General features: G+C 58.5%; 11 protein-coding genes. 1 reads left to right on the forward strand and 10 read right to left on the reverse strand.

Annotated elements, in window-relative coordinates; translation table 11 throughout:
* Positions 1 to 71: 71 nt before the first annotated feature.
* Together DOLE_RS03930 and DOLE_RS18390 are read right to left on the reverse strand one after the other, a co-directional pair.
* Complete coding sequence (locus DOLE_RS03930) at positions 72 to 1,340, reverse strand: MFS transporter (RefSeq protein ID WP_012174191.1); 1,269 nt, start codon at positions 1,338 to 1,340, stop codon at positions 72 to 74.
* Positions 1,341 to 1,517: 177 nt separating this feature from the next.
* Positions 1,518 to 1,952 (reverse strand): hypothetical protein, encoded by a 435-nt coding sequence (locus DOLE_RS18390; RefSeq protein WP_208596992.1) that lies wholly within the window; start codon positions 1,950 to 1,952, stop codon positions 1,518 to 1,520.
* Between the two features lie 105 nt (positions 1,953 to 2,057).
* Here DOLE_RS18390 and DOLE_RS18395 point away from each other — a divergent pair, with 105 nt between their 5' ends.
* The gene (locus DOLE_RS18395; RefSeq protein ID WP_167320833.1) at positions 2,058 to 2,357 is read left to right on the forward strand and encodes a hypothetical protein; all 300 of its coding nucleotides are present in this window, start codon (positions 2,058 to 2,060) and stop codon (positions 2,355 to 2,357) included.
* A gap of 243 nt (positions 2,358 to 2,600) precedes the next feature.
* Here the strand turns inward: DOLE_RS18395 and DOLE_RS03940 are convergent, their stop codons facing one another.
* The 8 genes from DOLE_RS03940 to DOLE_RS16995 all read right to left on the reverse strand — a co-directional run bounded on the left by DOLE_RS03940 (position 2,601) and on the right by DOLE_RS16995 (position 14,124).
* Positions 2,601 to 3,266 carry a hypothetical protein gene (locus tag DOLE_RS03940; RefSeq protein ID WP_012174193.1) on the reverse strand — a complete coding sequence of 222 codons (666 nt, stop codon included), beginning with the start codon at positions 3,264 to 3,266 and terminating at the stop codon, positions 2,601 to 2,603.
* Positions 3,267 to 3,345: 79 nt separating this feature from the next.
* The gene (locus tag DOLE_RS03945) at positions 3,346 to 3,975 is read right to left on the reverse strand and encodes a type IV pilus assembly PilZ (protein ID WP_012174194.1); all 630 of its coding nucleotides are present in this window, start codon (positions 3,973 to 3,975) and stop codon (positions 3,346 to 3,348) included.
* A gap of 103 nt (positions 3,976 to 4,078) precedes the next feature.
* Positions 4,079 to 6,601 carry a DNA internalization-related competence protein ComEC/Rec2 gene (locus DOLE_RS03950; RefSeq protein WP_012174195.1) on the reverse strand — a complete coding sequence of 841 codons (2,523 nt, stop codon included), beginning with the start codon at positions 6,599 to 6,601 and terminating at the stop codon, positions 4,079 to 4,081.
* Positions 6,602 to 6,886: 285 nt separating this feature from the next.
* Complete coding sequence (locus tag DOLE_RS03955) at positions 6,887 to 8,044, reverse strand: (Fe-S)-binding protein (RefSeq protein WP_012174196.1); 1,158 nt, start codon at positions 8,042 to 8,044, stop codon at positions 6,887 to 6,889.
* Position 8,045: 1 nt separating this feature from the next.
* Positions 8,046 to 9,443 carry an FAD-binding oxidoreductase gene (locus DOLE_RS03960; RefSeq protein ID WP_012174197.1) on the reverse strand — a complete coding sequence of 466 codons (1,398 nt, stop codon included), beginning with the start codon at positions 9,441 to 9,443 and terminating at the stop codon, positions 8,046 to 8,048.
* A gap of 4 nt (positions 9,444 to 9,447) precedes the next feature.
* Positions 9,448 to 10,470 (reverse strand): (Fe-S)-binding protein, encoded by a 1,023-nt coding sequence (locus tag DOLE_RS03965; RefSeq protein ID WP_012174198.1) that lies wholly within the window; start codon positions 10,468 to 10,470, stop codon positions 9,448 to 9,450.
* Positions 10,471 to 10,534: 64 nt separating this feature from the next.
* A complete protein-coding gene (locus DOLE_RS16990) occupies positions 10,535 to 11,272 on the reverse strand; it encodes a J domain-containing protein (protein WP_012174199.1) in 738 nt (245 codons plus the stop codon).
* Positions 11,273 to 11,415: 143 nt separating this feature from the next.
* Positions 11,416 to 14,124, reverse strand: a complete 2,709-nt coding sequence (locus DOLE_RS16995; RefSeq protein ID WP_012174200.1) for a caspase family protein — start codon at positions 14,122 to 14,124, stop codon at positions 11,416 to 11,418.
* Between the last annotated feature and the right edge of the window lie 2 nt (positions 14,125 to 14,126).

Consider the following 14,126-nt stretch of genomic DNA (forward strand, 5'->3'; position numbering starts at 1 on the left):
CTTCCAGTACTTCCCTGGTCTTGGCGGCCAAGCCATGATGTCGCACGCCGATAAAATTCGGCTTATGAATTTTATAGTAACGGTTCACGGCTTCTGTCCTGAATCCACAATACCACCACAAAGGCGAGCAGGGCGGCCATGGCAAGCAAACCCCAGGGTGCGGTGATCAGGCCGGTTGCCTGGATGAGCCAGGTGGCAAACATGGGGGTGGCGCCGCCCACCACCCCCACGCCCAGATTATACGCCACCGAGTATCCGGATAGGCGGTCGGTGGCCGGGAATAACTCCACGAACATTGCCGGCGCTGTTCCCAGAGGCACTGCGATCAGAATCACCGGCACAAACTGTATGACAATCGCGCCAGGGACACCCTTGTCGGAAAGCCATATGTACAGAGGGATGGAGAGGACGGCCATGATCAGCATGGCGCCGGCAATGAAGTGGGTTCGGCGGAACAGGCGGTCACTCAACCGGCCCGATACCGGGATGAGCACCAGCAGCAGGGCCGTTGCCGCAGTGTTGATTCCCAGTGCCACGCCTCTGGCCATACCGGTGTGGTCGTGAAGCCACTCCGGCAGATATACCAGCGGCAGATAGAAGGTTACGCCATAGGCAGAGGCGAAAAGAATCGCCTGAATCATTTCCCGCCGGTTGGTGGTGAACGCCTGGAGCAGGGGTGACGTGGACGGACGTTCATTGTGATGGCGTACAAAATGTTCTGATCGCGGCAGCCGTCGGCGCAACATGATGGACAGTCCACCGATAATGCCGCCCATGAGGAATGGCAGACGCCATCCCCAGTGCTGTACCACTTCCGGGGCCATCAGGCTGGTAACGGTGGCCGCGATTCCCGAGCCCAGCAGCATCCCCACCATGCTGCCCGTATTGGCCCAACTGCCGGAGAAACCGCGCCGGTTATCCGGTGCTGTTTCCACCAGGTAAGTGACCGAACTGCTGAACTCGCCGCCCACCGACAGGCCCTGGACCAGGCGGAGCAGGACCAGCAGTATCGGCGCCCAGATCCCCACGGTGTGGTAAGTGGGCAGGCACCCCAGCGCCACAGTGGGCAGGGCCATCATTATCACGGAGATGAACATGGTTTTACTGCGACCGATGGTGTCTCCCATCCATCCGAAGACGGCCGACCCCAGGGGCCGCATGAGAAAACCGGCGGCAAAAACGCCATAGGTGGCAATCAGGGCGGCCGTGGTGTTTTCCCCGGGAAAAAACAGCCCGGAAAGGATACCGGCCAGATAACCGTAGAGCGCAAAATCATACCATTCGACAACATTCCCGATAAATCCGGCGAGCAGTGCGGTATGCCGTTTACTGATCGTCATGAATACGACGCCTTTCTTTTTTTGAAAAACGATTTCGGTCAGAACCTTTTTAAAGCGGCGGTCCGGGGTGTCGGCCTACTGATTTTGACAGACCGGCCATGAGCGATTGTCTGTTCGCGGTGACGGGCACAATCCCACTATAAAGACCGGTGGCGAGGTGTGTCAAGGCAGGGGGGGTTACTTCCATTCATACGCGACCCACGGAACGGCATCGTATAGTTTATTGTCGATAGAAAGGTCCAGAGAACAGGAAGCGTACGCCCCGGCTCCTTTAAAGGTGATTGCGACAACGACTTGATCAAAGGTCAAAAACGCCACTTTATATTTTTTAATCCGCATGTGCATGATGTTGTTTTCGCGATCCGCGATTTCGGTTTGGAAGTCCATTTTTTTCCGTGTGGCAATGCTCTGGACAAAGCCGTTCAGGCAGTCGCTGTAGGGCTCCGTATATTCGATCAGCAGGGTCTGCCCGGGCGCAAGTCCTTCCGGCCCGAGGGGGGAAGAAGGATAAAGCCCGGCAACGGCAATCCGGGCGCTGGTGGTGGCATCGCGCACCTCCACCCGGTTGTTGAGGATCGTAAAATCCATATCCCGGGTACACAGGCTCAGCATATCCCCCACAAGCGGCCGCCAGATCCAGGACGGCATTGAAGGAGAAATCAGGTCAAGGCTTATGGCGTCTGAGTCTTCCATGGGACAGGTAAAACTGATCCTGAAATGATCAATGAATGTGGTTCCCGTGTTTTTCACGGCAACAAAACCGGTCCACGCTTCCTGAAAGGGACGAATCTCGAGCGCGTCTCTGTTCCTGTTCCCGTTTATTACAGCGCCACGGTCCGTAATGACGGCATTCACCACGCCCGGCGCCGCGGATGGCGCCTCCTTGACCTGTGCCCCCTGATAAGCCGATTGTATTTCGGCGTTATCGGTAATATCCTCGGTGGCATACAGGGCGCACGGATCAAAAACACCCGCGCCGAGTATCGCGCAGAGGGCCAGCAAAAGGAGTATGTGTGATCGTGTCCCGCATTCTCCGGTTCTCAGGAATCGAAATAAACCTTTTGAAAGCCGCGGCTTTTCGTCGCCCATGGATAAACCCCGCATTCTCTGTTTCTCCTTTCACTTCCGATTCAACACGTAGACCCGGCGCGGTCCTGCCAGACCGTCTACCCCGCAGGAAGGATCACGACAGCAAAGAACGATGATCAAAAGCAGTTAAAGCGCCGTTTTCAGGAACGGTTCTGCGCGCGGGGGCGACCGTCACAGGGTGTCCCATACGGGCTTTTGCAGGAATTCAGAAAGAGTTTTGGCATCCTCCCGGAGTTTGTCCCGGCTGCCGTGGTCAACCACATTGATGCGCCGGCCGTCCTTTAAGACAAGGTTTAATTCATAACTGTAGTAGGAACTTTTGTTGCCGGTGCAATGCTCGGAGATAAGCTGGAGCGCGTGAATCTCCTTTAACCCGGCAAAATGCTTAAGCGCTCTCCGGTTCATCACCTCATGGGGGGCGGTCCGCCCTTTCCAGAAGAAGCCGTTGCGCCTGTCAAAGACCACTGGCAGGGTGCCGAAATAGAGCAGCCCTCCGCCCACGGCGGCAAAGACGGCGCCCACCGCGATGGGCAGAATTGTATCCAGATCGAAAGCCAGACCGCCGGATGATATTTTTTGGGCCGAGAACCCGATCAGTATGCCCAGGCCGGCAAGAAGAAAAATAAGATAGAAGAGCATGGCGCCGCCGGCCGGCCGGAACTCCAGCCGGTCGGGATTGACCGCGACCAGTTTGTGGGTGCGGAAGCTGGCCCCGCCGCTTCTGGCCGGGGTCCAGCCGGTCTGCAGGGCAACCGGGTCGCCAAGGGACGAAGGATCAAAAGTATGGAGCCGCTGCCCCGCCATGCTTTGCAGGGCTTGCGTCAGCTTCTTGAGCATGGGGTCTCCTGCGTTCGGCCGGCACGGGCCGCTAAAAACAGGGAGGTTTTAAGCCCGAATATTTCATGAAATGTCCGGGCTACGCCTCGGAGCCGGTAGTGGTTTCCGCCCAGGCGGTTCCGATTTCATCCCCAAAATTGTCGATGAATCCCTCTATCTGGCTTTTCTGAATGGGAAGCAGCCGTCCGAAGGAGACGCAGAGGCTCCAGACCGCCTTGCCGTCTGGAAGGTCGGCCACCTTGAAGCGGTTGACCACCTTGAAGGGGATTCTGTCCACAATGGTTTCTTGCCCGGGAATCATGATCGACAGGTGTTCCACCTTTTTGAGGACTTCCCCGGTTTTTTCCCCGTAATGCACGGCAAGGCCCTTCATGCTGATATCCTTCAGCGGGCCGAGCTTTACAGGGGAGGGCCTCAGAACCGGCAGAAGGGAAGGCTTTGCAGCCACCACAATGGCGCCGTCAATGGCAAACCGCTTCCAGTTCCGCCGTTCTCTGGGTTGTCTGGGCAACACCCTGAACCGGTCCTCCCTGGTGGCCGCTACAGAGACTGCCGGCGCCATTGCAGGCGAATTTTGTTTCAGGTGTTTTTCGCTTTGTCCGTTTTTTTCCCTGACCTGCTCCCTGAGCATTTCCAGTGCCTCATCCAGTTCGAGGCCCATTTCCGAACAGTCGACGGTATCCTGCGGGGGTTTTGCCTGATAGGCCATGATGCTGCTTCTCCTGGTCTGACGGGTTGGCTGGCGCCGGATCAACGCAACAGGCAATTTGAAGAACCATATCCCAGGACGGGGAAAAAAGACAAGCAGAAAGTTACGGCGCGCAGGGCGTCTCCACGGTCAGAACGGTGCCGTCGGTTTTCATGATCACGGCGCCGTCAAGGTCGGTGCGATAGATGCGGGTATTTAAGGTTTTGTAGCGCTCAAGAACTTCCGGGTGAGGGTAGTTGTAGCGGTTGCCCCATCCGGCGGAGAAAACCGCCACTTCGGGCCGGACCCGGTCCAGGAAAACCGGTGTGCTGGAGGTTTTGCTGCCGTGGTGGGGAACGATCAGCACCGTGGATGCCAGCCGGTCCCCGGTTGTGGCAACCAGCTCGCTTTCCGCCTTTTTCAGAATGTCGCCGGGAAAAAGAAAGGAGACCTCTTTTAAGGATATTTTCGTGACCAGGCTGTTGTTGTTGGTGCCCTGCCATGATCCGGCCCGGCCGGGGTCGGAAAACCCGGCGGCCGGGTAGAGAAGATCGACATCCACACCGTTAAGGGTGCGGCTCCCGTAAAGGGTTTCGTAGGCGGGCATAAGGATTTCTCGCCGTGCCACGGCATCCATCAGTGCCTGGTAATCTTCCGTATCCGCCGGCTGACCGCTGCTCCACAGCTGCTTGACGTGAAATTTGTCGGCAACATAGGCCAGGCCCCCGATATGGTCGGTGTCCGGATGGGTGGCAACCAGAATATCCACGGTGGCGATTTTGTTGCGCCAGAGAAAAGGGGCCACGATCCGCTCGCCCACGTCAAAGGTGGAAGAGCCGGCAAACCCGCCGCCGTCGATCAGCATCACCTTGCCCCGTGGAAGCTCAACCACCGCGGCATTGCCCTGGCCCACGTCCAGCACCGTGATCCGCAGGTCTTTGTGCAGCAGCCGGTGGCAAATCCAGTAGCCGGTGTCACATGCCAGCACCGCAAGCGCGAAAAAAAACAGAAGCGCCGGCCAGGTTTTCACGAACCGTTTGCCTTCAACAGGCTCCGTGTCCGGCGGCGCGTGGCCTGACCGGTTGCCGGCAAACGCCAGGCCCGATGCCAGCAGCATATAAAGGCAGGCCATCTCAAGAAGGTTCGGGGTGATGGTATGGGCAGCGGCAAAGGGCAGGCCGGCAATGGCCTGGGCGACTGCAAGCGCCCCCTGGACCACGGTTCCGGCCATGCCGAACAGCAGGCTTCCCGCCGGGGGCCATGCCATGTGGCCGATGACCCCGACCAGGCCCAGGGGCACGGCCACAAACCCCACCATGGGCACCAGGATGCAGTTGGAAGCCAGGCCCACCAGTGAGGTCTGGTTGAAGTAGTGCAGGGTCAACGGCAGGGTGCCCACAATGGCAAGAAAAGAGACTAATAGAAAGTTTGCGGCAATTTTTACCGGTCGCCGGGAAATGCGGGCCACCCGGGCCTGCATCACGCCCATGCCGAAAACAATGAAAAACACGGCACTAAAAGAGAGCTGAAACGACACGGCAAACAGGGCGGGCGGATGGACCAAAAGAATTGTCAGAGCCGCCAGGGCCAGGGTGTTTAGCAGCCGATGGCTGCGTTGGACCACAAAGGAGAGCAGAAAGACCGTCACCATGATCACGGCCCGCTGGGTGGAGGGCGACATGCCGGCAATCATGCCGTAGCCTGCCACGACACACAGTGTCACCAGGGCAGCGCTTTTTTTCACCCACCCGGTCCACAGCAGCAGCGGCACAAAGGAAAACAGCCGGCAACAGAGAACAAACACGCCGGTTGCCACAATACCCACGTGCAGGCCGGATATGGCCAGCAGGTGGGCCACCCCGGACCGGATAAAAGCATCCCGTGCCCAGGGCGTGATATCGGTTTTTTTACCCACCACCAGGGCTTTTAAAACACCGGCCTGGGGCCCGGGGGTTGCCCTGTCAATGGCCCGGCCGAGTTCGGCGCGTAGAATTTCAACGGCATAAAAAAAGGTGGGGGCCTGTTTTTCATTTACCATTGTCACCCGGCGGGCCGGGGCATAGGCCAGGCCGAAAACATGCTGCCAGGCCATGTAGCTTCTGTAGTCAAAGGCGCCGGGGTTGCCAAAGTTGCGAATGGGCCGGATAACCCCTGAAAATTTCAGCCCCGTGCCAAAGGCCGGCTTCTCAGGCGCGTCATAAAGGGTCACGCGAAGCCGTCCCCTGGGCTCAAACCGCTTTTTCCCGGCTTCAAGGGCATCCACCTTCAACAAAAACACCTGCCGGTTACCGAAAATTTCCGGGTCGCTGTCCACCGTGCCGGTGATTGTCCACCGGGTATTGCCGTCGGCATGGGCCAGCAGGTGGTGTTCATTTATCACCGGGCTTGCAAACCGGGCCATGCTCACCCACCCGAAAAACAGAAAGCCCAGAGCAAAAAACCAGACAGCGGCTTTTTGCCGAACCATCGCCACAATCCCGGCCCCCGCGCACACCCAGAAGAAAATGGCCGGCCATGGCCGGGCCGCGGGCAAATACCGGCCGATAAGAACCCCGGCCACCAGGAACGCCAGCAGCAGAATTACGGGATACCGGCATGCCTGCTCCCAAACCACCGGCTTTCTGTCATGTGATACAGACAATGGCATGGCAACTGTTTTACCCTGCTGTCCAGATGGGAATTGGTGTTGGCATCAAACCGGCATTACCGCCTTCACCAGAAGCCGCACTCCCTTGGATGTTGTTGATATGTTTTAAAAAACAATTGATGCCACCAACCCGATCAAGAAGAAACAGCCTCCCCAGGACCGCTTTTCCCCGCTGGTGGCCATCCGAAACAGCATCAAAAGGAAAATCCGGACCGCCTGAAGGAATCGTTGAGAAAGGACTGTTGTTGGTATCCAGGCCCGTCAGCCGCCGGTGATGGCTTCAATTCAGGCCACCTGCTCCATCACCAGTTCTGAAATCTCTTTGACCTGAAGCGTGTTCGCCAGGCCTTCGGTTTTGACGGCGTCTTCCAGCATCACGGCGCAGGCCGGGCAGGCCACAGCCAGGACCGAAACACCGGCAGCCGCGGCCTCCCGGCACCGGGACCGGGCCGCGGAATCATCACCGCCGGAGATCATGTCGGTAAACAGGTTGCCCCCACCCCCGCCGCAGCACAGGGCATTTTCGCGGTTGCGGTCCATCTCCGCAAGTTCGATGCCCGGCGTAAACGAAAGCACCGTGCGGGGCGACTGGTAATCGCCGTTGTGACGGCCCAGATAACAGGGGTCGTGAAAGGCGACGCGCGTCTTTTCAGACGGGCTTTTAAAAGGAAGCCGGCCCATGGCAAAGGCCAGCACCTGGGTGTAGTGGAACACCTGGAACTGCCCGCCCAGGGCCGGGTAGAGATTTTTAAAGGCATGAAACGAATGGGGCGACAGGGTGATAATCTTCTGAACGCCCCTGTCGGCAAAGGTGCCGATGTTTTTGCCGGCCAGATCCTCAAACAACGCCTTTTCGCCCGTCATGGCCACGTCATTGCCGTCCGAGCAATCACCGTCGGTAAGCACGCCGAAATCCACGCCGGCCTTTTTGAGCAGGGCCGCCACGGACCGGGCGATCTCCTGTCCACGGGAATCATAGGAACCCACGTCTCCGGCAAAAAACAGGTACTCCTGGCCGGAAAATTCGGGCACGTCCGTTCCCTCGCGCCAGGCGGCCCGTTTTTTGGCTGACTTTCCATAGGGGTTTCCCGCGTTCTGCACACGGGTCAGGTAGTCCCGGACCGGGCCGGGCACCGTGCCGGTCTCCAGAATGGCATCCCGGCCCGCGGTAAAGGCCAGCAGGATTTCTTCCTTGAAGCCGGGCATGGCGCAGTGGGCCACACAGTTGCCGCACCCGGTGCAGGAGAACATGATTCGGCCCAGCCGTTCGCTGACGTCGATTTTTCCGGAAAGCCACGCGGAAAGCAGCCACATGCGGCCGCCGGGCGCGAATGTTTCAAACCGGTAGGCAAGGTAGGCCGGGCAGTTGATGTCCGTGTAGTTGGACGGGAATTTGCAGTACCCGCAACGGAAGCAGCGGTGCAGAATTTCCTGATGTTCCATGTTATATCTCCCAGTTGCCCGGATTCATGATTCGGTTGGGGTCCAGCGTGTTTCGCAGCCGGTCCATCAGTGCCGCGGTGCCGGGGTCCATTTGTTTTAAAATTTCCTTCTGGGCCGGGGCCTCGGCTTTCCAGGGAATGCCGCCCATCTCAAGACAGGCCCGGTTGGTCTCTTCCAGGGCGGCCGCGGCCCGGTCCACGTCATCGCTGTCGGCCCGGTTAAAGGCATAGGCAAAAAAGAACATCATGGCATGGCCGGCCCCGATGATCCGGGCTCCCAAAGAGTAGGTGGTGTGGTATTTTTCCGCGATTTTTGTTCCCTGGGCATAGGCCTCGGCAAACCGTTCAATGGCCATGATGGCGCCCACGTATTCAAACCCGCCCCCTTTTCGAGCGTCGGCAAACCGGGCCAGGTCCGGCGATGGAATCTCCAGGAACCGGGCCTTCTGCACCGGCGGAATGGGCAGAAATCCGGCGGCCTTGGTTTCAGTGATGGGCCGCACCGACTCCTGGAGCAGGTTGCGTTTGAAGATCAGCTCCTTTTTTGAGTGGGCGCCAAAAGCGATGTTAATATGAAAAAATCCCCTGGCCCATTCCGGCTTGGGGGTCATCCAGGGGGTCATGTCTTCGGCTACCTGGGCGCTGGTGAGCCGGTAGATGATCTCCGGCATTTTGTCCGCGGTTTCGCACACGTAGACCAGCACGTCATTGTGCCGGTAGTTGGGAAAAAGCCGGATGCCCAGTTTGGTAACGAAGCCGGTGGTGCCGGACCAGCCCAGAAACAGGCCGGACAGGTCGGGCAGGGGCGCTTTGGCAAACCATTTGTCCGACACGCTGCACGAGCCGGTGCGAACGATCTCGCCGGTGGGCAGCACCACCTCCAGGCCGGTGAGCATGTCTGAATGAAACCCGCCCAGCACCGAGAGGTGGCCGGAGCCGTGAATGCACACATTGCCGGCAATGGTGGCGGCCGGGGGCGCGTCGGGCATGGAGTGTTTTAAATCCGGGTGGTGTTTGGCAAGATAGGCCTTGAGTTTGCCCTGGGTTACACCGGCTTCCACCACGACATAGCGGCTGGCCGGGTTGACCTCAATGATGGTGTCCATTCGTTTCATGTCCACAATCACCCCGCCCTTTAAGGCCCGGGTGAGGCCGGAGAGCACCAGTCCTCCGCCCATGGGCACCAGGGGCACCTTCAACTCATTGGCCAGCCGGACGATTTGCACCACCTGGTCAGCGGTTTTGGGCATTACCACGGCGTCGGGTGCGGCCGGCGGCATGGTGCCCTGGTCCATGGAGTAGAGGTAGCGCTCTTCGGCCGCGTCAGAGACAAAGGCCTCGCCCACAATGGCTTGCAGTTTTTTGATCAGTTTATCCATGTCGTGTCCCGTATTTTTCATGAAATTACTCCCCCAGGGCGGCCTGGACAAGGTCGCTGACCAGAATCGGCATCAGGCCCCGCTCGGCCACCTCCTGGGCCAGGGTGGCCATGCAGAAGGGGCAGTTGAACACGCAATACACGGCCTTTACATCCAGCATGTCGGAAATGTTTCGTTCCACCAGGTCGTCGGCAAACTCGTCCCGCTGGTGGGCCCGGGGAACCCCGCCGCAGCACAGGGCGTTTTCCCGGTCATACTTGCGGGGCGCGCGGATGGCGCCGATTTTTTCAAAGATTTCGTCCAGCACCGCGTCGGTCTCCGGGCAGAGCCGGTTGGAACAGCCCCGCTGGTAGGCGACCACCTGGTTTAATGGCTTGATCCGGTCGGCCAGGTCATCCAGCCGGCCGTTGATATAGTCAAACAGGTGGATCGGCCGGAACGGCACGTCAATGCCGTAGGCCTTTGCCAGTGTGGTGTAGGTGCCGTAGCACTCATCATGAAAGCAGACCATATCGGTAAGGCCGGAATCCTTCATGAAAAAGGACATGATGTTGTCGATGGCTTTGGGCACCCGCTCCCGGATCACCGAGTTTTTGGCAAAGTGAAGCCACATGACGTTGCAAAAGATGTCTGTTCCCGCAATCACCGACGCCCCTTCATACAGCCGGCCCCGAATGGAGCCGGTCAGCATGGGAAAGGCGCACATGTTGATCAGGGGCGAGGCCACCGGCGCCCTGGCCAGCCGGCCCTTGAACGCCATCATTTTTAACTGCTCGGCCACCACGGGCCGGGGCGCGGGCAGCAGGCCCAGCTTTTCCTGAAGTTCCACCAGCACGAAAAACGGGTTGTTGTGGTTGGGGCAGTACTCCTGGCAGGCATAGCAGGTGAGGCATTCGTGGAGCACACGGCTCTCCTTGCCGGCATTGATCTTCTGCTTTTCTTTTTTCGCCTCAGCCACGTCGCCAAAGGAGATGTACTGGCAGTTCATCAGGCAGTCCACGGTTTTACAGGCCGCGCAGACGGTTGGATCAAAAACAATGGCGTTCATGACAAACCTTTCTTGAGATAATAGTGCCAGCCAGCCCGAATATTTCATTTATGAAATATCCGGGTTACCGGTGGCCGACACCCCGGTTGTGCTGTTTCGCGCGCATAACCATCATGTCGACCTGGGCAGGGGTGAAAAGTCCCTCGTTTATAAAATGCTCGCCGATCATGGGCTGAAGCTGCTTCTGCCGGCCCGATACAGCCATCTGCTGGTATTTGGAAAGCAGGCCGCGGCGCCGGGCGTACTCACCAAAGGGTTCATTCCAGGCTTTTCCGGACAGGACCCGGTAAACCTCTGCATCTGAAAGAAAGTTCCACTGCCGGGCGATTTCACCAAACCGGGGCCGCTGATTTTTTTGCCACACAATGGCGTTAATCAGGGTTTTCCAGGAGATCAGGCCTGAATAATAAAGGTATTCACCCAGCCGCAATTCCCGGGTGGGAAGCCTGCCGGTGTAAAAATGATCCGTTGTTCTTTTGCGGGCCGGTCGCCTGGGGGCAGGCCGGGGTGAGGCGGGCTTTTCATTTTTTACTGTGGCGGTTCTGGTGGAACGGCCGGAGAAAAAGAGACTGAGGGTGTGGTAGGCCGAGGTCGTCTCCTCAAACAGGCGTTTGAGCTCTTCCTGGCTGCGACCCAGGGCCTTGGCCCGGTCCGGATGGGTTTTCAGCGCTTTTTTGCGAAAGGCGGTTTTCAGATCTTTTTTTGCCACGGTTTCCAGAAAGCAGGTATCAATAACGGCTGCCGCGGGAAACAGCAGCCGGCAGGCGTGTACGACCTCCGCGCCCGGCACCTGGCTGATCATAGGACCACCTCCGAAAAGCTGTAGTGTAAGAAAGAAGATTTTTACTGATGTTATGCAGGCGGCGGGCTCGTGTCAAGACAGAAACGCACTGCCGCAAAAGCCAGCGCCGGGAAATTCGGGAAAGCCGGTCCGGGGCGTTCAGGTTATTTCACCCGGCCGATGGGAAAGGGCTGGCCACTGATGGAGATGGTGGGATACTGGGGCCGCTGAAAGGTTTTTTCCGCGGCCAGGGGTACCTCGGTGTCCACGTAATCAGCCAGGGCCGTGGTTTTGACAAAGCCGGTGTTGCCGATGTCCGCTTTTCCTTTTAACCCCTGCACCAGGATGTAGGTGAAGAGGCCGTGGTCGTTGTACCCCTCCAGGGCCTCCTGCATGGAGGTGGAGGCCGAAAGAATAGTGGAGCCCACGGCCCTGCTCAGGATCTTCATGGCCGTGTCTTCACTCATGCCCCGGGTCAGCAGGGCCGCCTGAAGGGCCTCGCCCAGCCGGCCGGCGTTGCAGGTATCGATGACCACCAGCTTCTTGGTGGAAGGAATATTGGCGATCAGCCCTTTGAGCAGGTCCTGGGGCAGGGCATCATCGCGCAGTCGCTCCGTGCGCAGGGACCCCACGTTGGATGTGACCAGGAAATAGGTGCCCTCCTCCACCATGCCGTGGCTGGCCACGTAGAAGACAAAAACGTCGTCGGGCCGTACCTGCTGCCGCATTGCTTCCAGACGCCGCTGGATGGTTGTTTTCGTGGTGGCTTCCGGCGTTGTGAGCAGGTCCACGGAAACGGTTTCAAACAGCCCGGTTCCCACGGACTTCAAGGTGTCGGCAAAGAGCCGGGCGTCGGGCACCGCGTATTTCAAGGTGAGTTGAGGGTTTTTATAGGTGTTGATACCCACCACCACGGCGTGGAGGGCCGGCTTGCGGCCGGTTTCAAATCCGGCGGTCACTGTATGCAGGGCCGCGTTGCTCTGCATGGTGTTGTCGCTGTTGAATGCCGTGGCCCGCAGTATGTTGACACCTGGCACCAGGCGCAGGGTATAGGTTTTAATTACCGATTTTTCATCGGCCACGGGCGTCAGGGCGATGCCCCGGCTGCTGTCCGATACAACGGCGCTGTCGTTGAGAAAGATGCGGATATCGCCGATACCACCGCCCTGGTCCGTGATTCGGACAGTTACGGCAATCTCCTCCCGGTCGGTTTTCACCGGGGCGTTGACAATGGTCACCGCCGGTGCCGGCGGCGTGTCGGCCACGGTGCGGAGGTGTTTCAGGGAACCGCCTTGAAGCGCCACTTTTACCAGGTCGGGCCGAAAAAAGGCCTCCCGGTAGTTTCCAATGTCGTAGATGGAGGTGCCGATGCGGACATTGAGATATTTTTCGCCGTTGGCCGAGGCATTGTAATAGCCTTGCGGGGTGATGACAATCCATCCGCCGTCCCGAAAGCTGATGAAACGGGCCACGTTTTCCCCGGTGGCGATGTCGGTAAGATAGATGGTGCCATCATCCTTTCCGGTGGACCATACCCGGTTTTTGTCCGGCGCCAGGACAACACAATAGGAGCCGTCTGCCGCGGTGGGCAGGGTGGCGGTTTTTGTGCCGCCGCCGGTCTCCCAGACGTGGACGACACCCACGGCGTCACCGGCCGCTATTCGTCGGCCGTCGTCAGACATGCAGATGTTGCTGACAATCGAGGCCCACCAGGGGGTTTTTTCGTTTTCCGTGGCAAAGGTTTGAACAACGGCCCCATCCGTGATGTTCACCCGGTAGATGGTGGTGGCGTCGGCAACCAGAAGGGCCTTGCCGGAAGGATCAAAGGCGAAGCTGTAAATGATGGTGGAAGGGGCAGGGACGGTAAAAGTGCGGACTTTTGCTCCGCTGTTTGTGTCATAAAGATGAAGCGTGTTTCTGTGCTTTCCGGTCTCTTTGTCGATTTCATTCGCCTTGAAGGCGATATGACGGCTGTCCGGCGAAAAGGCGAACCGGCCCATGTCCCACTCAATCTGGTTGTCGCTTTCCGCGTGAAAATCAAAAAGCGGTTGGGCCGTTGCCACGTCCAGCAACCGGTAGTGGCGGCTGTCGTCAAAGATGCCCATCAGCACGCGGGTCATGTCCGGCGAGAGGCCGAATATACGGCCGTGCGGCATATCGTCCCAGGGAATTCTGGTCTCCCGGCCGGTGAGGGTGTCGGTGATGCGGAAAAAGGCGGTGGTTTTTTTAGAAAGAAAACAGAAGCCCTCGGTCTCTTTGGCCACTGCACAGAGAAAGCGGTTGTCGTCCAGCAGGTCAACATCCGGGTCTTTTTGTTTCAGCTCACCGGCCCGGGGGTCCCATACCGTCAGGTCACTGAACCCGGAGTGAGTGTAAAAAACGGACCGGTCTTCGGAAAAGGCCATCTGGTGAAAGGTGTCCCGGAGAAAGCCCAGAGTGTGTAAAACCGCGCCGGTTTTTGCGTCCCGGAGAAGGATGGTGGAGCAGCTGTTGTTGGGGATTTCGGCCATCAGCCGCGTGTCATCGGAATGAGTGATTCGGCCGGTGTCGGTGCTCGTGGTCCGGGCGTCGGCAAGGCTGTAAACCTCCCCGAAGTTTTTGAAGCCCATAACGCCGGAAAGTTCCGGTGGAACATCGGCGTCTGTCGGAAACTCTCCGTAGGTGCGGCCCGATGCGGTTTCCCAGACCACGGCACTTCCGGGAAAGCAGAGGGAGACCAGATAGTCTCCGTTTGGAGAAAAAATAACCCTGTCAACGCCCGAGCTGTTGCCGGCCTGGGCATAGATAACCGGCCTGTCGGAAGCGTCGGGGGTTGCCGTCTGGCAGAAAAACACAGCCAGGGCAATACAGACGAAGGACAAGGCTTTTTTCATGG

The organism is Desulfosudis oleivorans Hxd3 (assembly GCF_000018405.1).
GTDB classification, from domain to species: Bacteria; Desulfobacterota; Desulfobacteria; order Desulfobacterales; family Desulfosudaceae; genus Desulfosudis; species Desulfosudis oleivorans.